At 63.6% G+C, this 22,605-nt stretch carries 20 protein-coding genes; 19 read left to right on the forward strand and 1 reads right to left on the reverse strand.

From position 1 onward, the window contains the following. The first annotated feature begins 307 nt into the window (after positions 1 to 307). Positions 308 to 910 carry a nitrous oxide reductase accessory protein NosL gene (locus HZY77_RS04235; RefSeq protein WP_296819073.1) on the forward strand — a complete coding sequence of 201 codons (603 nt, stop codon included), beginning with the start codon at positions 308 to 310 and terminating at the stop codon, positions 908 to 910. 96 nt (positions 911 to 1,006) lie between these two features. Here HZY77_RS04235 and HZY77_RS04240 read toward each other — a convergent pair whose 3' ends face one another. After that, entirely contained in the window at positions 1,007 to 1,285 is a 279-nt protein-coding gene (locus tag HZY77_RS04240) for a c-type cytochrome (protein ID WP_296819076.1), read from the reverse strand. A gap of 486 nt (positions 1,286 to 1,771) precedes the next feature. On the opposite strand from HZY77_RS04240, the gene HZY77_RS04245 reads away from it, so the two are divergent. The 18 genes from HZY77_RS04245 to HZY77_RS04330 all read left to right on the forward strand — a co-directional run bounded on the left by HZY77_RS04245 (position 1,772) and on the right by HZY77_RS04330 (position 22,539). Beyond that, positions 1,772 to 3,025, forward strand: a complete 1,254-nt coding sequence (locus tag HZY77_RS04245; protein WP_296819078.1) for a nitrate/nitrite transporter — start codon at positions 1,772 to 1,774, stop codon at positions 3,023 to 3,025. Between the two features lie 26 nt (positions 3,026 to 3,051). Beyond that, positions 3,052 to 4,662 carry an MFS transporter gene (locus HZY77_RS04250; RefSeq protein ID WP_296819080.1) on the forward strand — a complete coding sequence of 537 codons (1,611 nt, stop codon included), beginning with the start codon at positions 3,052 to 3,054 and terminating at the stop codon, positions 4,660 to 4,662. A 107-nt stretch (positions 4,663 to 4,769) separates the two neighbouring features. Next, positions 4,770 to 8,471, forward strand: coding sequence for a nitrate reductase subunit alpha (locus tag HZY77_RS04255; protein WP_296819083.1), 3,702 nt, complete (start codon positions 4,770 to 4,772; stop codon positions 8,469 to 8,471). 125 nt (positions 8,472 to 8,596) lie between these two features. Beyond that, positions 8,597 to 10,144, forward strand: a complete 1,548-nt coding sequence (gene narH, locus HZY77_RS04260) for a nitrate reductase subunit beta (RefSeq protein ID WP_296819086.1) — start codon at positions 8,597 to 8,599, stop codon at positions 10,142 to 10,144. A gap of 11 nt (positions 10,145 to 10,155) precedes the next feature. Next, positions 10,156 to 10,821 (forward strand): nitrate reductase molybdenum cofactor assembly chaperone, encoded by a 666-nt coding sequence (narJ, locus tag HZY77_RS04265; RefSeq protein WP_296819088.1) that lies wholly within the window; start codon positions 10,156 to 10,158, stop codon positions 10,819 to 10,821. Positions 10,822 to 10,837: 16 nt separating this feature from the next. Further along, the gene (narI, locus tag HZY77_RS04270) at positions 10,838 to 11,521 is read left to right on the forward strand and encodes a respiratory nitrate reductase subunit gamma (protein WP_296819090.1); all 684 of its coding nucleotides are present in this window, start codon (positions 10,838 to 10,840) and stop codon (positions 11,519 to 11,521) included. Between the two features lie 33 nt (positions 11,522 to 11,554). After that, on the forward strand, positions 11,555 to 13,105 hold the full coding sequence (locus HZY77_RS04275; RefSeq protein WP_296819093.1) for an FAD-dependent oxidoreductase: 1,551 nt from the start codon (positions 11,555 to 11,557) through the stop codon (positions 13,103 to 13,105). 100 nt (positions 13,106 to 13,205) lie between these two features. Next, positions 13,206 to 13,526 carry a TusE/DsrC/DsvC family sulfur relay protein gene (locus tag HZY77_RS04280; protein WP_296629844.1) on the forward strand — a complete coding sequence of 107 codons (321 nt, stop codon included), beginning with the start codon at positions 13,206 to 13,208 and terminating at the stop codon, positions 13,524 to 13,526. Between the two features lie 64 nt (positions 13,527 to 13,590). Continuing rightward, entirely contained in the window at positions 13,591 to 14,787 is a 1,197-nt protein-coding gene (locus HZY77_RS04285) for an NnrS family protein (RefSeq protein ID WP_296819095.1), read from the forward strand. A gap of 84 nt (positions 14,788 to 14,871) precedes the next feature. Then, a complete protein-coding gene (gene ggt / locus HZY77_RS04290) occupies positions 14,872 to 16,656 on the forward strand; it encodes a gamma-glutamyltransferase (protein ID WP_296819101.1) in 1,785 nt (594 codons plus the stop codon). A 227-nt stretch (positions 16,657 to 16,883) separates the two neighbouring features. Next, complete coding sequence (locus HZY77_RS04295) at positions 16,884 to 17,579, forward strand: VIT family protein (RefSeq protein WP_296819103.1); 696 nt, start codon at positions 16,884 to 16,886, stop codon at positions 17,577 to 17,579. Between the two features lie 54 nt (positions 17,580 to 17,633). Then, on the forward strand, positions 17,634 to 18,056 hold the full coding sequence (locus HZY77_RS04300) for a VOC family protein (RefSeq protein ID WP_296819105.1): 423 nt from the start codon (positions 17,634 to 17,636) through the stop codon (positions 18,054 to 18,056). A 141-nt stretch (positions 18,057 to 18,197) separates the two neighbouring features. Continuing rightward, positions 18,198 to 19,070, forward strand: coding sequence for a DMT family transporter (locus tag HZY77_RS04305; protein WP_296819107.1), 873 nt, complete (start codon positions 18,198 to 18,200; stop codon positions 19,068 to 19,070). Between the two features lie 116 nt (positions 19,071 to 19,186). Further along, the gene (locus HZY77_RS04310) at positions 19,187 to 19,561 is read left to right on the forward strand and encodes a hypothetical protein (RefSeq protein WP_296819109.1); all 375 of its coding nucleotides are present in this window, start codon (positions 19,187 to 19,189) and stop codon (positions 19,559 to 19,561) included. A 155-nt stretch (positions 19,562 to 19,716) separates the two neighbouring features. After that, entirely contained in the window at positions 19,717 to 20,238 is a 522-nt protein-coding gene (gene sodC, locus HZY77_RS04315; RefSeq protein WP_296819112.1) for a superoxide dismutase [Cu-Zn] SodC, read from the forward strand. 9 nt (positions 20,239 to 20,247) lie between these two features. Next, positions 20,248 to 20,598: a DUF488 family protein gene (locus tag HZY77_RS04320; RefSeq protein WP_296819115.1), complete on the forward strand. Its 351-nt coding sequence runs from the start codon at positions 20,248 to 20,250 to the stop codon at positions 20,596 to 20,598. A gap of 131 nt (positions 20,599 to 20,729) precedes the next feature. Then, the gene (locus HZY77_RS04325; protein WP_296819117.1) at positions 20,730 to 21,182 is read left to right on the forward strand and encodes a YiiD C-terminal domain-containing protein; all 453 of its coding nucleotides are present in this window, start codon (positions 20,730 to 20,732) and stop codon (positions 21,180 to 21,182) included. A 211-nt stretch (positions 21,183 to 21,393) separates the two neighbouring features. Next, positions 21,394 to 22,539, forward strand: coding sequence for a metallophosphoesterase (locus HZY77_RS04330; RefSeq protein ID WP_296819119.1), 1,146 nt, complete (start codon positions 21,394 to 21,396; stop codon positions 22,537 to 22,539). Positions 22,540 to 22,605: the final 66 nt, after the last annotated feature.

Genomic DNA, 22,605 nt, shown 5'->3' on the forward strand with positions numbered 1-22,605 from the left:
CTCGACGGGCCTGTCGAACACAGGCAGGACGCGCTCATCGTTCGGCTGAAGAATGGCGTGACGCTGGATGTGCGCTATGCCGCGGCGGATGCCTATTCGCTACGCTGGGTCTATGGCGAGGCCGAATCCGGTATCGACACGGCGCCTTTGCACCCGGACCTGGCGACCTTTCCCAACCATTTCCACGACGCCGCCGGGCGTATCGTGGCCGACCCGATCACACGTCCCGATGCCTCTCCGGAAGACAATCTGCGCAATCTGATTCGCGCCCTGTTCGACGACCCCAGCTCGGCGTCAAGGACACCGGATGAGGCAGCTGCCGCCCAGACTGCTGTCGTCGGGAGGCCTCACGATCGTATTCGCCACCTCCCTGCTGCTGCTCGCCGACGGGCAGCCGGGACGCGACATCGACCTGTTCAACAACGAGCTTTGCATCGTCGCCCCTGCAACGCCCTACGACCCTGCTGCTGGCCAGCCCATGTATGCGCCCCGCCCGGTGCCCGCCGCTGCACGCTGCCCGGTCTGCGGCATGTATCCGGCCCGTTATCCGCGCTGGGCGGCGCAAACCATTTTCAAGGACGGCGCCGCCCATTACTTCGACTCGCCGATCAACCTGTTCGACTTTCTCCACAAGGTCAGTCACTACGATCGGCGCTACACGCTCGATGATGTCGCGGTCAGCTATGTACGCGACCTCGAGAGCGGGCGATGGATCGAGGCCGGACAGGCCCATTTCGTCCACGGCTCCACAATCACCGGCCCGATGCGCACTGCCGACCTGCCCGCCTTCGCCAGCCGCACGGCTGCCGACGCCTTTGCCCGCCAGCACCGCGGTACCGTGCTGACCGCTGCGGACATGACGCCCCGCCTGTTGGCATCCCTGAGCCGAAACAGCCAGCATCGCCACTGACACAGGGAATCGACCCAGCCAAACGGGCTCAAAAAACGGGGAGCGCGATGCTCCCCGTTCCTGAATTGCACAAGTCCGACCATCCGGACTTGGTATTTATTTGACTTTATCCACCATGTAGTTCACCGCTGCCTTCACTTCGTCATCCGTGAGCTTGGGGTTGCCGCCACGTGCGGGCATTGCCCCTTNTGCACCGTTGAAGCCTTCGAGCGCGTGCTTGTACAGGACGTCCATGCCCTGGGCGATGCGCGGCTCCCAGTCGGCCTTGTTGCCAAACACGGNGGCGCCCGCCGCACCCGACGCATGGCACAGCGCGCAGACCGCGCCGAACACCTTCTTGCCCACGTCATTTGCGGGTTCCTCATGTTTTTCCATGGCGGCCGGTGCCGGTGCGGCCGCCTCGGGCGCGGCAGGCGCAGCTGCCTCAGGCGCACTTTCCTGTTNTCCGCAGGCGCCCAATAGCGTTGCAAGTGAAATGGCGAGGATGAGCGATGCTTTTTCATTTGAGTTTCCTGTTGTGCTGGTAAAGGGGGTGATTCATTAAAGCGTCCGGCCCAGGCGGCCCGCGCATCACATCGGACTGGCCACCTCGTTACGGTTCAAAATATAGCATCTCACTTCCGGACAGTCTTCACTGCTGAAGAGCTACTCCCAATATATCTATTGCCCTGCTCCACGCCAAACAATATCCAAAATACTTACGATAAAACATTGAATTAGCAGAATACCCCCACTACCTCTTTAGAGGTAGAAAGCGTCTCAAAACATACAAATCCCGACCTTTTCATTTACACCCATAGGCATACACTGCGGTCAACATTTCAGATAAACCAGTCTTGAAATCTCGGTAAAGGATGTGTCATGTCGACCCAGACCCAAAAGCAGATTTCCGTGCTCACGCTGAGCACGCTGGCATTCACCGCCTGCTTCGCCGTGTGGATGATGTTCGCGATCATCGGCATCCCCATCAAGAAAATGCTGGGCCTGAACGAGACCGAGTTCGGCATCCTGGTGGCCACGCCCGTGCTGACGGGCTCGCTCATCCGGCTGCCACTCGGCATGTGGACCGACAAGCTGGGCGGCCGCATCGTCTTTTTCGTATTGATGCTGGCGACGGTCGTGCCGATCTGGCTGATCGGCTACGCCACTGCCTACTGGCACTTCCTGCTGCTGGCGCTGTTCGTCGGCGTGGCCGGGGGCTCCTTCTCGGTCGGCATCGCCTATGTGGCCCGCTGGTTCCCGAAAAAGCGGCAGGGATTTGCCATGGGCATCTTCGGCGCCGGCAATTCGGGCGCGGCGCTGACCAAGTTCGTCGCGCCCTCCCTGGTGGTCGCCTACGGCTGGCAGTCCGTGCCGCACGTGTACGCGGTGGCCATGCTGATCGTGGCCATGCTCTTCTGGATCTTCACCTATACCGACACGGCGCATCACGTACCCAGCCACATCACCTTCAGGCAGCAGCTCGCCGCGCTGAAGGACCCCAACGTCTGGAAGCTCTCGCAGTATTACTCGATCGTGTTCGGCGGCTATGTGGCGCTGTCGCTCTGGCTGACCAAGTATTTCATCACCGAGTACGGCTTCTCCATCAAGACCGCTGCACTGATGGCAGCCTGCTTCTCGCTGCCGGGTGGCGTGATGCGCGCAGTGGGTGGCTGGATCTCCGACAAGGTCGGCGCGCACCGGCTCACCTGGTGGGTGATGTGGGTGTCGTGGATCTGCCTGTTCCTGCTGTCGTATCCGCAGACCGACATGGTGATCCAGACCACCAAGGGCGAATTCGCGCTGCACATCGGCCTCAATGTCTGGGTGTTCACCGTGCTGCTGTTCGTGCTGGGCCTGTGCTGGGCATTCGGCAAGGCCTCGGTATTCAAGTACATCTCCGACGAATACCCCGACAACATCGGCGTCGTCTCCGGCATCGTCGGCCTGATGGGCGGCCTCGGCGGCTTCGTGCTGCCCATCCTGTTCGGCGCCATCGTCGATCTCACCGGCATCAACAGCGGCATCTTCATGCTGATGTATGGCATCACCTGGGTATCGCTGATCTGGATGTACCTGACCGAGGTTCGCAAGCTGCCGATGATCAGGACCGCAGGCGCCGACCCGCTCGAGTAATTCCTCTTTCACGCCAGGAGCAATCTATGCCCACCAATATCAAGGAATGGAACCCGGAAGACGCCACCTTCTGGGAAACGACCGGCAGGAAGATTGCCTACCGCAACCTGTGGATCTCGGTGCCGGCCCTGCTGTGCGGCTTTGCCGTATGGCTGATGTGGGGAATCATCACCGTGCAGATGTCCAACCTGGGCTTTCCGTTCAGCCAGGACGAACTGTTCACGCTCACCGCGATCTCGGGCCTGGCGGGTGCGACCATGCGCATTCCTTCCTCCTTCTTCATCCGATTGGCNGGNGGGCGCAACGTCATCTTTCTCACCACCTCGATGCTGCTGGCGCCGGCGATCGGTACCGGCATCGTCCTGCAGCATCCGGACTGGCCGCTGTGGTCGTTCCAGCTGATGGCACTGTGGTCGGGCGTCGGCGGCGGCAACTTCGCCAGTTCGATGTCCAACATCAGCACCTTCTTTCCCAAGCGCCTGCAGGGCACCGCGCTCGGGATCAACGCGGGGCTGGGCAACTTCGGCGTGACAACGATGCAGATCCTGATCCCGCTGGTGATGACGGTCAGCGTGTTCGGCGCGCTCGGCGGCGAGCCGATGACGCTGGTGAAGGACAGCGGCTGGATCTTCGGCAAGATCCTCGCCGGCACGCCGACCTACATCCAGAACGCCGGCCTCACCTGGGTGCTCTCGCTGGTGCCGCTCGGCATCCTCGCCTGGTTCGGCATGAACAACCTGCTGCAAGTCTCACCCGACGCCGGCAACGCCATCACCGCGTTCATCAAGGTCACGTGGCTCTACACCCTGGTCTTCATCCCCGCCATCGGCGGCCTCTACCTCTACCTGCCGGCGCCGACGGGCCTCGGTGTGCTCAATATGTGGGTGGCGATGCCGCTCATCATCGTCGTCACGCTGCTGATCCTGAAGCTCGCCGCCTTCGGGCCGATGAAGGAGAACATCGCCAAACAGTTCGCGATCTTCAGGAACCGTCACACCTGGTCGATGACGGCGCTCTACCTGGTCACCTTCGGTTCGTTCATCGGCTTCTCGATGGCGCTGCCGCTGTCGATCACGGTCATCTTCGGCGACACCCACACCCTGAATGCCGCCACCGGCGCCTGGGTGCATGCCAAGAACCCGCACGCNCCCTCGGCGCTGCAATACGCCTGGATCGGCCCCTTCGTCGGCGCGCTGATCCGTCCGGTGGGCGGCTGGATCTCCGACAAGGTCGGCGGCTCCATCGTCACCCAGATCATCTCGGCCGTCATGGTCGCCGCTTCGGTCTATGCTGGATACGTGCTGATGCAGGCCTACCACTCGGCCACGCCAGAGATCTATTTCACCCAGTTCCTGCTGGTGTTCGTGATCCTGTTCGCCGCCAGCGGCATCGGCAACGGCTCGACCTTCCGCACCGTCGGCGTGATCTTCGACCGCGCCCAGGCGGGACCGGTGCTCGGCTGGACCTCGGCGGTCGCGGCCTACGGCTCCTTCATCGCGCCGGAGATCATCAAGGGCCAGCTCAAGGCCGGCACGCCGGAGAACGCGATGTATGGCTTCGCCGTGTTCTATGCGGTGTGCCTGGTGCTGAACTGGTGGTTCTATCTGCGCAAGGGTTCGGAGATTCGGAATCCGTAAGGCGTGAGGGTGAGGCGTGAGGCGAAACAGCCGACGCCCGCACTCCGCGTCACCCGCGCCTAACGCCTCACACCTAACGCCTCACCTGCGACTGTAAGGAGCAAACAATGAGTCACTTCCTCGACCGACTGACGTTCTTCAAGAAGACCGTTGCCGAGTATTCCAACGGCCATGGCGTCGTCAGCAACGAAGACCGCAGCTGGGAAAACGCCTACCGCAGCCGCTGGCAGCAGGACAAGGTGGTGCGTTCCACCCACGGGGTGAACTGCACCGGATCGTGCAGCTGGAAAATCTTCGTGAAGAACGGCCTGATCACCTGGGAGATCCAGCAGACCGACTACCCGCGTACCCGCCCCGACCTGCCCAACCACGAGCCGCGCGGCTGTCCGCGCGGGGCCAGCTATTCCTGGTATGTCTATTCGGCGCAACGGGTGAAATACCCGCTGATCCGCGGCCGCCTGATGGAAATGTGGCGCGAGGCGAGGAAGACGATGGAGCCGGTGGCGGCCTGGAAATCGATCACCCAGGATCCGGAGAAGGCCAAGCGCTACAAGTCGGTGCGCGGCCAGGGCGGCTTCGTGCGCGCCAAGTGGGACGAGGTGACGGAAATGATCGCCGCGTCCAACGTCTTCACCATCAAGGAATTCGGTCCCGACCGCATCTACGGCTTCTCGCCGATTCCTGCGATGTCGATGGTGAGCTACGCGGCCGGATCGCGCTATATGTCGCTGATCGGCGGCGTGTGCGGCTCGTTCTACGACTGGTACTGCGACCTGCCGCCGTCGAGCCCGCAGGTGTGGGGCGAGCAGACCGATGTGCCGGAGTCGGCCGACTGGTACAACTCGACCTATCTGATGGTATGGGGCTCCAATGTGCCGCAGACACGCACGCCCGACGCCCACTTCTACACCGAGGTGCGCTACAAGGGCACCAAGACGGTGGCGGTATCAAGCGACTTCGGCGAGATGGTGAAATTCGGCGACATCTGGCTGGCGCCGCGCCAGGGCACCGACGCCGCGCTGGCGCTGGCGATGGGCCACGTCATTCTCAGCGAATTCCACAACAAGAACAAAAGCCAATATTTCGATACCTACTGCCGCCAGTACAACGACATGCCAATGCTGGTCATGTTGAAGATGCACGAAGGCCAGCTAATCGCCGACCGCTACCTGCGCGCCTCCGACCTCACCGGCCACATGGGGCAGGACAACAATCCCGAATGGAAGACCGTGGTGTACGACGAAAACACCGGCTACCTGGTCGCACCCAACGGGTCGATCGGTTTCCGCTGGGGTCAATCGGGCGCATGGAACCTGGAAATGCGCGACGGCTATTCCAATAAAGAGGTGAAGCCGCAGCTGAGCCTGCTGAGCAATTACGACGACATTGTCGAGGTCGCCATGCCCTACTTCGGCGGTGACGATCACGACGAACTGCTCGTCCGCAACCTGCCGATCAAGCTCATCAGCGTCGGCGGCAAGGACGTGTATGTGGCCACCGTCTACGACCTGACGCTGGCCAACTACGGCGTCGACCGCGGCCTCGGCGGACCGAACCTGCCCAAGAGCTACGATGACGACGTGCCCTACACGCCGGCCTGGGCCGAGAAGCATTGCGGNGTGCCGCGCGCCGACATCATCACGGTGGCGCGCGAATTCGCCGACAACGCCGACAAGACCCTGGGCAAGTCCATGGTCATCCTCGGCGCGGCGCTCAACCACTGGTACCACAACGACATGATCTACCGCGGCATCATGAATCTCCTGATGATGTGCGGCTGCATCGGCCAGTCGGGCGGCGGCTGGGCGCACTACGTCGGTCAGGANAAACTGCGGCCACAAACCGGCTGGGCGCCGCTGGCCTTCGGCCTCGACTGGCATCGTCCGCCGCGGCAGATGAATTCCACCTCCTTCTTCTACGCCCACACCAGCCAATGGCGCCACGAGAAGCTGGCGGCATCGGAGATCCTGTCGCCGACGGCAGACAAGAANAACGGCGACTACCGGCTGATCGATTTCAACGTGCGTGCCGAACGCATGGGCTGGCTGCCTTCCGCGCCCCAGCTGGAGACCAACCCGCTCGACATCACCCGGGCGGCGGATGCTGCCGGCATCGACCCGGTCAAGTACGCGGTCGAGCAGATCAAGAGCGGCGCGCTCAGGTTCTCCTGCGAGGATCCGGACAACCCGAAGAACTTCCCGCGCAATCTGTTCGTGTGGCGCTCCAATCTGCTGGGTTCCTCGGGCAAGGGCCACGAGTATTTCCTCAAGTACCTGCTCGGCACGCAGAACGCGGTGCTGGGACCGGACCTCGGTGAACTCGGCGAGGCCAAGCCGAAGGAGGTGGTGTGGCACGACAAGGGCGCCGAAGGCAAGCTTGATCTGCTGGTCACGCTGGACTTCCGCATGTCGACCACCTGCCTGTATTCCGACATCGTGCTGCCCTCGGCCACCTGGTATGAGAAGGACGACCTCAACACTTCGGACATGCATCCCTTCATCCATCCGCTGTCCGAGGCGGTACAGCCACTGTGGGAATCGAAGTCGGACTGGGAAATCTACAAGACCATCGCGAAGAAGTTCTCCGAGCTCGCCGCCACCCATCTTGGCACGCAGAAGGACCTGGTGCTGACGCCGCTGATGCACGACACGCCGTCCGAACTGGGGCAGAGCCTGGGCGTGCGCGACTGGAAGAAGGGCGAAGTCGATCCGATTCCCGGCAAGACCCTGCCGACGATGACAGTCGTAACGCGCAACTACGGCGACACCTACAAGAAATTCACCGCACTGGGCCCGCTGATGACCAAGGTCGGCAACGGCGGCAAGGGCATCAGCTGGAATACCGAAGTCGAAGTGCAGCAACTCGCCGAACTGAACTACACCGTTACCGAGGAAGGCGTCAGCAAGGGGCTGCCGAGGATCGAATCGGCCATCGATGCCTGCGAAGTGGTCTTGATGCTGGCGCCGGAAACGAACGGCCATGTGGCGGTGAAGGCATGGGAGGCCCTGTCGAAGATCACGGGCCGCGACCACACGCATCTGGCCAGTTCGCGCGAGGACGACAAAATCCGCTTCCGCGACATCCAGGTGCAGCCGCGCAAGATCATCTCTTCGCCGACCTGGTCGGGTCTGGAATCGGAGCACGTGTCGTACAACGCCTGTTTCACCAACGTGCACGAACTGATTCCCTGGCGCACCCTGACCGGCCGTCAGCAGTTCTACCAGGACCATCCGTGGATGCTGGATTTCGGCGAGGGCCTGTGCGTGTACAAGCCGCCGGTCGACACCAAGACGATCGCGCCGCTGCTGGGCAAGAAGCCAAACGGCCACCACGAGCTGGTGCTCAACTGGATCACCCCGCACCAGAAATGGGGCATCCACAGCACCTACACCGACAACCTGCGCATGCTCACCTTATCCAGGGGCGGTCCCCACGTCTGGGTGTCCGAGATCGAGGCCAAGCATGCCGGACTGGTCGACAACGACTGGGTCGAGGTGTTCAACGTCAATGGCACATTGACCGCCCGCGTGGTGGTCAGCCAGCGCGTGCCCAAGGGCATGTGCCTGATGTATCACGCGCAGGAAAAGATCGTCAACGTGCCGGGCGCCGAAGTCAGCGGATTCCGCGGCGGCATCCACAACTCGGTGACGCGCACCATCACCAAGCCCACGCACATGATCGGCGGCTACGCGCAGCTGGCCTATGGCTTCAACTACTACGGCACGGTAGGTTCCAACCGCGACGAATACGTGATCGTGCGCAAGATGCAGAAGGTGGACTGGATGGAAGGTCCGCTGGTCGAACGATGAGCCGGACACCGGAATGAGGGTTTAGAGGGCGGTGTCTCCCGCCGCCTTCGCCCGCGTCCACTCTCTCCGGCGCGGGATTTTTATACAAGCACAGGGGCTGCCCCTGTCAGGCAAGGAGTTACAACATGAAAGTGCGTGCGCAAATTGCCATGGTCCTGAATCTCGACAAGTGCATCGGCTGTCATACCTGCTCGGTCACCTGCAAGAACGTGTGGACCTCGCGCGAAGGCATGGAATACGCCTGGTTCAACAACGTCGAATCGAAGCCCGGAATCGGCTATCCCAAACAGTGGGAGAACCAGGACGTCTGGAACGGCGGCTGGAAGCTCAAGGGCGACGGCAAGCTCGAACCGCGACAGGGCAGCCGCCTGAAGATCCTCGCCAACCTCTTCGGCAATCCCAATCTGCCTGAGATCGACGACTACTACGAACCCTTCACCTACGACTATCAGCATCTGCAGAAGGCGCCGCTGTCGGAGACGCCGCCCACCGCGCGTCCGGTCTCGGCCATCACCGGTCAGAAGATGGACAAGATCCACTGGGGGCCGAACTGGGAAGACGATCTTGGCGGCGAGTTCGCCTCGCGCAGCCGCGACAAGAACTTCGACAACGTGCAGAAGGAGATCCATTCGACCTTCGAGAACACCTTCCTGATGTATCTGCCGCGCCTTTGCGAGCACTGCCTCAACCCGACCTGCGTCGCGTCCTGCCCCTCGGGCTCGATCTACAAGCGCGAGGAAGACGGCATCGTGCTGGTGGACCAGGACAAGTGCCGCGGCTGGCGCATGTGCATCTCTGGCTGCCCGTACAAGAAGATCTACTACAACTGGAAGTCCGGCAAGGCCGAGAAGTGCATCTTCTGTTACCCGCGCATCGAGGCCGGCCAACCGACCGTGTGCTCGGAATCCTGCGTCGGCCGCATCCGCTATCTCGGCGTGATCCTGTACGACGCTGACAGAATTGAAGAAGCCGCCAGCGTCACCGACGAAAAGGAGCTCTACGAAGCGCAGCTGAAGATCTTCCTCGACCCGTCCGACCCGGCGGTCATCGCCGCCGCGCGCGCCGAAGGCATCCCCGAGGCCTGGCTCGACGCCGCGGTGAAGTCGCCGGTCTACAAGATGGCGATCGACTGGAAGATCGCGTTCCCGCTGCATCCGGAGTACCGTACCCTGCCGATGGTCTGGTACGTGCCACCGCTCTCCCCGATCCAGGCTGCGGCCGAATCGGGCCAGATGGGGATGAACGGCATCATCCCCGACACCCAGTCGCTGCGCATCCCGATCACTTATCTCGCCAACCTGCTGACCGGCGGCAAGGAGAAACCGGTGATCACCGCCCTCGACCGCCTGCTGGCGATGCGCGCCTACATGCGCGGCAAGTCGGTGGAGGGCAAGCCCAACACCGCCGCGCTCGATCAGGTCGGACTGACTTTCGCACAGGCCGACGAAATGTACCGTTATCTCGCGATCGCCAACTACGAGGACCGTTTCGTCGTCCCCACCACCCACCGCGAGGAGACGATCAACACCTTCGAGGAGAAATCGAGTTGCGGCTTCACCTTCGGCAACGGCTGTTCCGACGGCGTCTCGCCCAAGACCACCCTGTTCGGCAACCGCAGGAATGCCGTCCCGGTCGACCTGTCGCAGCTGCACGCCAAGAAGAAAACCGGTTAAGGAGCCCCACGATGAAAACTTTCAAAGTCCTGTCCCTGCTGCTGTGCTACCCGGAACCCGAGTGGCTGGCGGCGCTGCCCGAGATGCACACCGCGCTGGAGGACGAAACCGACTTCAATGGCGGCGCGCCGACGCGACTCGCGCCGCTGTTCGACCTGCTGCACGAGTCGAAACTGATCGCGCTGCAGGAAAACTACGTCGCCACCTTCGACCGCAACCCCTCGCATTCGCTGCATCTGTTCGAGCACATCCACGGCGAATCACGCGACCGCGGCTCGGCGATGATCGACCTGCTGGAGGAATACTGGAAGCATGACTTCGATGCCTCTGCCGCCGAACTGCCAGATTACGTGCCGCTGTTCCTCGAGTTCCTCTCGCTGCTACCGGCTGAGGAAGCTCTCGAACTGCTGGGCGACGCCGTGCACGTGCTTGCCACCATCGGCCGCAAGCTCGACGCCAACGGCAGTCCTTATGCCACTGCTTTCCAGGTGCTGGAAGCGCTGTCGCCGGTGGCGGCACAGGAACTGGCCGAGCCGCCAGTGCGCGACATGGACGAGGCGATGGAACTGTTCGGCCCGTCGATGGATGGTGTCGAACCGCTACTCAAGCCAGGTCCACAGGTAACGGTGGTGCGGATGCCGGCGTCGCGTCGGCAGGCGGCCGCTTCGACGCATTGATCAGGAGGATCTGAAAATGTCCTACTCGCAAACGTTCCTGTTCGGAATCTATCCCTACATCGCCCTGACGATCTTCCTGCTCGGCAGCCTGATCCGCTTCGACCGCGAGCAATACACCTGGAAGAGCGATTCCTCGCAATTGCTGAAGCGCGGCCAGCTTAGGCTGGGCAGCAACCTGTTCCACGTCGGCGTGCTGTTCCTGTTCTTCGGCCANTTTTTCGGCATGCTGACGCCGCATTTCGTCTACGAACCCTTCATCAGCGCTGGGGCCAAACAAGTGCTGGCCATGGTCTCGGGTGGCACGGCGGGTGTGCTGGCCTTCTTCGGCATCTCGCTGCTGCTGCATCGCCGCCTGACCGAGCCGCGCATCCGTGCCACGTCGAAAGCCAGCGACATCCTGATCCTGCTGCTGCTCTGGCTGCAACTGCTGCTCGGCCTCGCGACCATTCCGCTGTCGGCCCAGCATCTGGACGGCAGCATGATGATCCGCCTGGCCGAATGGGCGCAGCGCATCGTCACCTTCCGCGGCGATGCGGTCGAACTACTGCTCGGCGCGGGCTGGGTCTTCAAGACGCACCTGTTCCTCGGCATGACGATCTTCCTCGTCTTCCCGTTCACGCGTCTGGTGCATGTGTGGAGCGGTTTTGCCGCGACGACCTACGCCGTGCGCGCCTGGCAACTGGTGCGCCCGCGTGGCTGAGCAGCGTGACCCCAACGAATCAAGGAGACTGAAATGACGCATGTTGTCATCCTGGGAGCCGGCATCGCGGGCGTGACCGCGGCCTATGCCCTGAAAGCCCAGCTGGGCCCACACGACGAAGTGACGGTGGTGTCGGACAAGCCCTATTTCCACTTCGTGCCGTCCAATCCCTGGATCGCCATGGGCTGGCGCGAGCGCGCCGACATTGCCTTCCCCATCGCGCCCTATCTGGAATCGCGCGGCATCAAATTCATCCACAGCGCCGTCGAACGCATCCATCCCGACGTCATCCAGGTCGACCTGGAGAACGGCGACGTGCTGTATTACGATGCGCTGCTGATCGCCACGGGCGCCAGCGGCATGACCGACGCGATTCCTGGCCTTGCCGACTACACGCATTCGGTGATCCACATCGACCAGGCCGAACGCGCACTGGCGGCCTATCGTGAGTTCGTGCGCCACCCCGGACCGATCGTGATCGGGGCGGCGCCTGGCGCCAGCGTGTTGGGACCGCTCTACGAATATGCCTTCCTGATCGATGCAGACCTCAAGCGCCGCAACATCCGCGAACGGGTGCCGATCACCCTCGTCACGCCCGAACCCTGGCCCGGCCATCTCGGCCTTGGTGGCGAAGGCGCCAGCCGCGGCGCGGTAACCGCTGCGCTGGTCGATACCAAGATCAGTGTGATCTGCAACGCCATCACGACGCGCATCGACGCGGACCTCCTTCACATCGCCGAACTCAATGCCACCGGCGGCACCAAACAGACCCATGCGCTGCCATATGCCTATTCGGTCTATTGGCCGGCTTTCGGCGGNGTGCCCGGCATACGCAGTGCCGCCGGCCTGGTCGACAAGCATGGACTGGTGATCGTGGACGAGTACCTGCGCAACCCGGACTACCCCAATGTATTCGCCCTTGGCGCCTGCGTGGCACAACCGGCAGTGACCCACACCCCGGTGCCGGTGGGTGCTCCCGACTCGGTATACGCGATCCAGAAGGCCGGCGAGATTGCGGTGCACAACATCCTGGCCCAGCTCGGTGATGCGCAGCTGACGAGTTATGTCCCGCAACGCGCCAAGTGGCTCAGCGACATGGGCAACACCGGCGCCGCCTACCTGTCGGAACCCCAGGTGCCCTTGCGCGACATCAACTGGATGCGCCAGGGGCGCTGGGTGCATCAGGCCAAGGTCGATTTCGAGAAGTACTTCGTCAACCGGATCCGCCTGCAGCCTGCTGGCCACACTCCTTCCGTCGCTTCGCACATCGCCGGCGTGATGAGTCGAGTGCTGGCCGGAAACAGCGGCGAACCGCACCCGCCGCTGATGGCGGCCGGTGGCGGCAAGCCTCTCGAAATCCGGCTGCCGCAGGATCCCTGCATCGAGCTCAGGGCGCTGGCCAAATCGGTCGGTCGCGATCCCGACACATTGGCAGCCGACCTGCTGGCTGCCGCGGTGTCCGACGCCAAATCGTATCTGAACGAACCGGGCGTCGAGGCCATGGCGCTGGCACGGCGCGAACTCCTGGTGGAAGCTCTGCCGGAACGCCAACCGGGTGTCGAATTCCACGGCGGCGGGACGTGACGGGGTGCATCTGCCGATTCCGGCTTGATCGCATCGGCAGAACATGTAAACATATATAAGAAATGAATTATTAAGCAACGAATCGGAACAGGAGAAAATCATGGCCATCGATTTGCCCGAACGCGACGCGGAAGGTTATCTGATCGAACCGGGAGACTGGAACGAGGAAATAGCCAAGGTCCTGGCCGAAGGCGAGAACATCCAGCTCACCGACGACCATTGGGATGCCATCCGTTTCATGCGCGAATACTATGACGAACACCAGATCGCAGCCGATGCCCGCTTCGTCATCAAGCACCTGGCCGAGCGCATGGGCCGGGACGCTCAGAAGAAACTGTTCGAACTGTTCCCGTATGGCTATGTGAAGCAGGCCTGCAAGATCGCCGGCATGAAACGTCCGCGTGCCTGGAGCACGGGCTGATTGACAACCTGCGAACGGCACAGCGCGGCACCCCGCCACATCTGATTGCTCCCGCACGCCCCACATGGCCATGCTGCCCACCGACGATTTAGCGAAGCGTCCGCCGCCCGTCGGCTGGGCGCCTTTCGCGCTCGGCTTCCGGCCGTTTTTCCTGGCGGCCGGCCTCTATGCCGTGCTGATGATGGCGCTGTGGCTGCTTGTCCTGAATGGTGCCGTCATTCCCGGCGAACTGCTTCCGCTGGTCTGGCATGGCCATGAAATGGTGTTCGGCTTCGCCGTATCAGTGATTGCCGGCTTTCTGCTGACCGCAGCACAGAACTGGACCGGCCTACGTACGCCCTCGGGCCGTCCGCTGGCCGCCCTGTTCCTGTTGTGGCTGGCGGGGCGGCTGGGCTTCTTGATTCCGGGCCTTCCTACCGGCCTGATCGCGCTGATCGACCTGGCGTTCCTGCCGGTACTCGCGGTCACGCTGGCAGGGCCGATCCTGCGGACGAAGCAACTACACAACTATCCCTTCCCCATCCTGTTGCTGGCGCTGGCTGCGGCCAATGCGCTGGTGCACGCCGATGCCCTGCACTGGACGTCCGGCACGGCACGGCCAGGGCTGCATCTGGGTGTCTATGTGGTGATCATGATGATCACGGCAATGGGCGGACGGGTGATCCCCAGCTTCACCGACAACAAGCTGCGTACCCGCGCGCGCCGCTGGACAATCATCGAATGGCTGGTACCAGCCACCACCCTGCTGGCATTGATCGCCGCGCTGGTCGCGCCGACCTCGCCTGTCACGGCCCTGCTTGCCGCTGTAGCGGCGGCGGCCCACGCGATCCGCCTGGCGGGCTGGTATACCCCGAAATTCTGGTCGGTGCCGCTGCTGTGGATCCTCCACCTGGGCTATGCGTGGGTCCCGCTCGGCTTCGCGCTGCTGGCACTGTCGGCGGCCGGATGGAACACCGCTGCCGGCAGCGCGCTGCATGCCTTCACCGCCGGCGCCATCGGCGCCCTGACCCTGGGCATGATGGCGCGCGTCTCGCTCGGCCACACCGGCCGTCCGCTGGAACCACCGCCGATCATGACGGTGGCCTTCATCGCGATCAACCTCGCCGCGCTAGCCCGCGTCGCGCTGCCGCTGCTNTTTCCTGCCGCATATACGCAAGCCATGACCATGGCCGGGCTGGTGTGGATCGCCGCATTCGGCCTGTTCGTGGCGGTGTATGCCCCGATGCTGCTGCGCCCGCGCGTCGACGGCAAGCCCGGCTGAATACCTGGTCCGCGCATTGACGCGCGTGGCCTAACCGGTGCAGGCTCTGTCCTGCTCTCTTTCTGCCGATCCCGGCCGTGGCCCATGATCCGTATTGCGCGCTGGTTCATCTTCTGCCTGCTGTCCTCCTCCGTGCTGGCCGCTTCGCCCGAGGGTGTGGTGGCGGTCTCGCAACCGGCTGCCGCCGCGGCCGGTGCGCGCATCCTGGCACAGGGCGGCAACGCCATCGATGCCGCTGCCGCCGTGCAATTCGCGTTGAACGTCGTCGAGCCGCAATCGTCCGGCATCGGCGGCGGCGGCTTCATGCTGGTCCACCTGGCCAGGACCGGCGAGACCTACTTCGTCGATTCGCGCGAACGCGCNCCTGCACGCGCCCGTGCCGACATGTTCGCGCCTGACGGCCTGCCGATGACCTTTCCGCTTGCCTCGACCAGCGGCCTCGCAGTGGGCGTGCCGGGTACGCTCCTCGGCGTCGACACTGCCCTGCGCCGCTGGGGCACGATGAAGCTGGCCGACACGCTGGTGCCTGCGATCGAACTCGCCGAGCACGGCTTCCGTGTCAACCGTTTCCTGGCGGACGACATCGCGAACGATGACGGTCGAACGCAGATCCAGCCGGAAACCGCTGCGACCTTCCGTCCCGGCGGTGTGCCGCTCGCCGAGGGCGACTGGCTGGTGCAGCCCGATCTGGCGAAGACCCTGAAACTGATTGCGGCCAAGGGCCCCGATGCGTTCTACCGCGGCCCGATCGCGCGCGCCATCGTCAAGGCGCAGCAGCGCGAGCGTAGCGAGCTCGGCGATGCGGGCAAGGGCCGCATGACGCTCGCCGATCTGGCACAGTACCGGGTGGCGATTCGCCGGCCGCTGATCGGCCACTATCGCGGCTGGACGCTCGCCGGCATGCCGCCNCCCTCCTCCGGCGGTCTCACGCTCTTCGAAATCCTGAAGCTGCTCGAGCGCTTTCCGCTCGGCGACGTCGCACAAGGCTACGGCTTCGGCAGCCCCAAGACCCTGCATGTGATGGCCGAGGCCATGCGCCTGGCCTTCGCCGACCGCGCGGTGTGGATCGGCGACGACGATGCCGCGCAGGTGCCGCAACACGCCCTGCTGAATCCCGAGTATCTGGCGGCGCGCTCGGCATTGATCAAAACGGATCGCCGCATGGACACGCCACAGGCAGGCGACCTCACACCCTGGGGCACNCCCGCCGCCATGCGGCCGAAGCCGGCCCGCACACGGGAAGAAAGCCTCCACACCACCCACTTCGCCATCGTCGACCGCTGGGGCAACATGGTGAGCTATACCACCACCATCGAATACACCTGGGGTTCCGGTATCACCGTGCCGGGCTATGGCTTCCTACTCAACAACGAGTTGACCGATTTCAATTTCCTGCCCAGCGCCGACCCCGCCGAAGGCAATCCTGGCGCCAACGACGTCGCGCCATTCAAGCGCCCGCGCTCCAGCATGGCGCCGCTGCTGCTGCTGAAGGACGGCAAGCCCGTCGCCGCCTACGGCTCGCCCGGCGGCGCCACCATCATCAACTCGGTGCTCAACGTCACGCTCAACCTCATCGACCACGGCATGACAATGCAGCAGGCCATCGATGCGCCGCGCCTGTCGGTTACGAACGCAACGGGCAAGGTGAGCTGCGAAGGCGGCCAGGCCTTCATGCAGCCATCTTTCAGCCTCGCCACGCAGGACGCGCTGCGCACACTCGGGCATACCGGTCTGGGCGAAGCGGGAACGGACGGCTGCCGCGAAACCATCGGCTCGGTGCAGGCCATCGTCGTCGATCCCGCGACCGGCGCGCACAGCGGGGCCGCCGATCCTCGGCGCGAGGGAACGGTGATTCGGGTAGGGCGTTGACGCGAGGCCTGCCGGCACAAGGCAAGCCGGCGTCAAGGCGCCCGAGTATCTGCATGAGATCGAACCGGGTGCACTGTAGCCATCGTCACGCGGCGAATGCCTTGCCGAGCGTGAAGCAAGCTCGCTAACATGATGGCCTGTGGGAGCTGGTACGGCCCCGGAAGCGCTCCATTCCAAATCCTGGCCACGCAACACGTACGTGGCCACAACCGATACGGACAAGGAACATGCCGCGACGTCACAGGGAACATCACCGCACTGACCGTATCGGCTGGCTGCGTGCAGCGGTGCTGGGGGCGAATGACGGCATTGTTTCCACGGCCAGCCTGATCCTGGGCGTCGCGTCGGCACAGGGCGGCCACAGCAGCGTGCTCGTCGCAGGCCTGGCCGGCCTGGTCGCGGGTGCCATGTCGATGGCGGCCGGCGAATATGTCTCCGTGCATTCCCAGTCAGATACCGAGCAGGCCGATCTCGAACGCGAGCGACAGGAACTGAAGACGAACGATCCGGGCGAGCACCGGGAACTGGCGGCAATCTATGTCAACCGCGGACTCGATCCGGCCTTGGCGAAGCAGGTCGCCGATCAGCTCATGGCGCACGACGCGCTCGGCGCACATGCGCGCGACGAACTCGGCATCTCCGAGGCGCTGACTGCCCGGCCGATCCAGGCGGCGCTTTCTTCGGCCGCCAGCTTTTCCTTCGGCGCAGCCATGCCGCTGCTGGTCACGGTATTCGCGCCGGAAACCGACCTGATCCTGCTCGTCTCGGCAAGCTCGCTCGTATTCCTGGCGCTTCTGGGCGGCGTGGCGGCCCGTGCCGGCGGTTCGCGGGTGGCGATGGGCGCCCTGCGTGTCACGTTCTGGGGTGCGTTGGCCATGGGCGTGACGGCAGGCGTCGGGGCCTTGTTTGGCACGCTGGCGTGATCGGCTGCATAGCGGGCCTTGGATAACGCCTCGTGCTTTCTGGAGAAAACACCTATGAAACCGCGTGTCACCCTGATTACCCTTGGCGTGGACGACCTCGACCGTGCGGTGAAATTCTATGCCGAAGGCATGGGCCTCAAGACCGAAGGCATCGTGGGACGGGAATTTGCTTTCGGGGCCGTCGCATTCTTCGAACTCCAGGGCGGCCTGAAGCTGGCGCTGTGGCCCCGGGCAAGCCTCGCCCATGACACCGGGCTGCCTCCAGGCGCGCCCAATGCCATCGATATATCGCTTGCCCATAACGTCGCGTCCAGGGCCGAGGTCGATGCGGTGATGGCCGAAGCCGCCGCCGCAGGCGCCCGCATCGTCAAGCCTGCCCTCGATACCTTCTGGGGCGGATACGCAGGCTACTTCCTGGATCCGGACCAGCATCTCTGGGAAGTGGCCTGGAATCCCCAGTGGGTCCTGGATGCGTGACGCCTGCCCCGTATCGCTCCCAGCACAACCTAGGTTTCCATGAACAGCCCTCCAGCGAAGGGCTTGGAGGCAACGCTGAAGGCGGATACCCTGTCGCCCAACGTCGCCCGATCTCCTGATGGCGATCGAAAGAAGCCTACCATGTCCCATACCCGTACCCTCACCCTGACGTCGCTCGCCATGCTGGCCTTTGCGGGCAATTCCCTGTTCTGCCGGATTGCGCTCAAACACACCAGCATCGACCCGGCCAGCTTCACGACCCTCCGGCTGGCCTCCGGCGCGCTGACACTCTGGCTGTTGGTGAAGGCCAGGCAAGGCACCACGGCCGGGCGCGGCAACTGGCTATCCGCGCTCGCGCTGTTTGCCTATGCGGCGGGCTTTTCCTTTGCCTATGTGAGCCTGCCGGCGGCAACGGGTGCGCTGCTGCTGTTTGGCGTCGTCCAGGCGACGATGATCGGCCACGGCATGTGGACAGGCGAACGTCTGGGACGCATGCAGCTTGCCGGCTTCGTCCTCGCTTTCGGNGGGCTGGTCGGCCTCCTGCTCCCGGGCCTCTCGGCACCGCCGCTGCTGGGCTCGGCATTCATGCTGGGCGCCGGGATTGCATGGGGCATCTATTCCCTGCGCGGGAAAGGGACGGGAAACCCGCTCCGGGTCACGGCGGGCAATTTCCTGCGCGCAGCACCCATTGCAGCCGCATTGAGCCTGTTCATGATGCACGGCACGCCGCTGGATTACGCCGGCATCGGGTATGCGGTTCTGTCGGGCGCGCTGGCGTCGGGGATGGGCTATGCCATCTGGTACATGGTCCTGCCTGCACTGAAGGCCACCCAGGCTTCGATCGTGCAGCTCAGCGTCCCCGTGATTACCGCGCTGGGCGGCATCCTGTTTCTGGGCGAGCCACTCACCCTGCGGCTGAGCTTGGCGTCCGCCGCCATTCTCGGCGGGATTGCGCTGGTCATTCTCGAAAAGCCGGCCATACGCCCGCATGCGATCACGGCAAGCCAGCCGTAGACAACACAGCCCTTGCCTCGATGCGCCTAATCCGCCCGGCTCTTCACTTTCTCTGGCTCGCTGCCATCTCAATCGGCGGATGTGCATCCCATACTGTCATCCCGCTCGACGTCCCCATGACCGACGACGCTGCCCAGGTGGCCGTGCTGAGCGACCATTCGCGGCACCCTGTGTTGTTGCGAGGTGTCGACCAGAAGCCCGTGTCCGCGATCCGCATCCCGAATGCTTTCCGGCACACGATCTACCTGCTGTCGCCAGGCCTGCATGTCCTGTGGGTAAGCAGCGTGCCCTACGGACACCCCCTCCTGCCCCAGACTGTCCGCTGCTATGTCCTGGGCGCACATTTCGAACGGGGTGCGCGCTATGTCCTCGAAGAAGATCCTGACAACGAACACGTTCGGATGCTGCGCGAAGGGTCGGAGTTGCCGGCGGCATCCGGCCAACGGGTGGACAAGGCTCCTGTATTCCTGAGAGATTGCAGATGGCAGTAAGACCCGGCATAGGACGCGGGAATGGCCGGATCCAGGCCTCGACAATGCGCGCTTGCCAAGGACCGAACATGGCCTACGCTTCCAGATGATCCGCGGTGGGCATCCCGCTTGCCGGCCGCGGGCGCTCACACTGTATTTCCCCGGAAGGAGCAGACATGAAAGCCAGGTTATTGGTATGTGCCCTCGTTTCCAGCCTTGCATCCTGGAGCGCCATCGCCGACATGGTGGTCCCGATGCACAGCGTGAACGAACACGGGATCGGCCCGTCGGTCGGCCAGATCACCGTCTCGGAATCCCGCTACGGCTTGGTGTTCACCCCCGATCTCAAGGGCCTGGCGCCCGGCCTGCATGGGTTCCATATGCACCAGAATCCCGATTGCGGCCCGAAGGAAAAAGATGGAAAGATGGTCGCCGCCCTTGCCGCAGGCGGGCATTACGATCCTGAAAAGACCAATCGCCATGGCACGCCCTGGGGCGATGGGCATCTGGGCGACCTGCCGCCGCTCTATGTCGACCCGAACGGCAGCGCCACCCAGCCGGTGCTCGCGCCGCGCCTGAACATGGCGGACCTGAAAGGACGTTCGCTGATGATCCATGCCGGCGGCGACAACCACGCCGACCACCCAGCCCCGCTGGGCGGCGGCGGCNNGCGCGTGGTGTGCGGTGTCACGCCATAGGGGCCGCGGATGGACATCCGCGTCAAGCGCGCCTACGCAGCCCCCTCNCCGGACGATGGCATGCGGGTCCTGGTCGACCGACTGTGGCCGCGCGGACTTGCCCGGGACAAAGCCCGCATCGACCTGTGGCTCAAGGAACTGGCCCCCAGCACGGAATTGCGCAAATGGTTCAATCACGAGCCCGCGAAGTGGGCGGAATTCGAGCGTCGCTACCGGCAGGAATTGCAACAGCAGCCCGCAGCGCTGACGCATGCGATCGAGGCCCTCGGGACCGGGCCGGTGACGCTGTTGTTCGCGGCACGGGAAGAACGATACAACGATGCGGTCGCACTGAGGACATTCCTGCTTTCCCGGCGCTGACCGGAAACCGGCCACGGCCCCCTCCCGCACATGCTTCCCGGGCCGAGGCCGGCCATAGCATAATTCCGGGGCGATCTCGCACGATGCCAGATGGCTGGCTGTGCCGACTCGCGCCGCCCCAGGAATGCATCGTGTCGCCAAACGAACTCGAACACTATCTGCATCAGCACATTCCCCTGTCGCAGGCCATGCATGTCTCGGTCGTGTCGGCACGGCCCGAGGACGTCATACTGAGCGCGCCCCTGCCGCCGAACATCAACCACTGCGGCACCGTGTTCGGCGGCAGCGCCTCGGCCATTGCCATCCTTGCAGCCTGGTCGCTGCTTCATGCGCGCTTGCACGACGAAGGCATCGACAGCCGGCTGGTGATCCAGCGCAACACCATGCGCTACGAGCGCCCCATCGACGGCAGCTTCACGGCGCGTTCCTTTCTTTCGGACCCTTTGGCCTGGACCGTTTTCACGCGCACACTTCGGCGACGTGGCCGTGCCAGGATCGCGGTTTCATGCGTGCTCGAATACGCCGGCCGGCCTGTCGGCCAGCTTGACGGGCTGTTTGTCGCATTAGGCATGGACAGCGATTAAATCCCCGTCACAGGCCAGTACGTCGCGCTGAGGTTCCCGCAGTCGGCCANGTGGCCGATTTTTTCGCAACGATGATCCTTTGTCATGGCGATGTCATCTACGAATCCAACAATCCGGGCAGCAATTTCGATTGCCGACCCGGCGTCTTCCACATCCTGTCGTTGCGGTGAACGGGACGTCGCCCTCCTCATGACCACCGGAGAATCAAACTGTGCGAAAACTCATTCTTCCCCTGATGCTGGGCGCCAGCGTGTTTGCAGCCACCGCAGCCCAGGCCCATTCGTTCCATGACAAGGCATCCCATGATGCGCATGGCGTGCTCGGCATCGCCGTATTCGGCGACTCGCCCTACGGCACCAAGGACGCCGACACGGCCCAGTTAGATGCCACCCCGGCGTTCATCAAGACGATCAACGATGATCGCGATGTTTCGCTGGTTCTCCACGTCGGCGACATCCACTCCGGCAAGCAGACCTGCTCCCAGACCTACGATCAGTCGATCTACGACCTCTGGACTGCCTTCCAGTCTCCCGTGGTGTACACNCCCGGCGACAACGAATGGACCGACTGCCACAAAAGCAAGGAAGGCGGTCTCGACCCGCTTGCGAATCTCGGATATGTCCGCGACATCTTCTTTGCCACACCCGGCAATGCCATCGCCGTCGACAAGCCGCTGATCTCGCAGGCCCAGGCCTACGATGCGAACTATCCGACCGACGCCGAATACGTCGAGAACGTGATGTGGGAGCAGGCTGGCGTCGTGTTCGTGACCCTGAACGTTCCGGGCGGCTCGAACAACGACGAAGACAACTGGTTCGGCCTCGACCGCACGCAAGCGCAAACCGACGAGATCCTCAAGCGCACCAGCGCTGACCTGCGCTGGCTCGACAAGGCCTTCGCCCTCGCCAGGACAAATCACGCCCGGGCCGTGGTGATCCAGATCCAGGCCGACATGTGGGATCTCGACGGGCATGACCCGAAGGACCTGCACATCGCCAACTACCGGCAGTTCATCGACAGCATCGCGCTGCACACGACCGCATTCGGCAAGCCGGTTCTGCTTTTGAACGGCGACTCCCACGGCTATCGTTCGGATAACCCGCTGGTCAAAGGTGCGCCCTGTGCCGCCGAGAACGGCGCCACGGAAGCGGCGTGCAGCGACGACGCCTATGACAGCCATCCCAACGGTTACGACGTGAAGAACTTCCACCGCATCGTGGTGCATGGCAGCGTCGCCCCGATGGAATGGGTCAAGCTCATGGTCAAGCCGGGCGACAGCGATGGCCGCGCCAGCGCGAGCAGCTTCGGGCCATTCAGCTGGAAGCGCATGGTCCAGGTGTTGCCGCCGGCGCCGTAAATCGGCCTGGCCTGTTCGCGCGTGCGGACAGGCGCGTGGCGTCCCGAAACCGGCGCAAGCCGGTTT

It is taken from the genome of Thiobacillus sp., from assembly GCF_013693775.1.
GTDB lineage: Bacteria > Pseudomonadota > Gammaproteobacteria > Burkholderiales > Thiobacillaceae > Thiobacillus.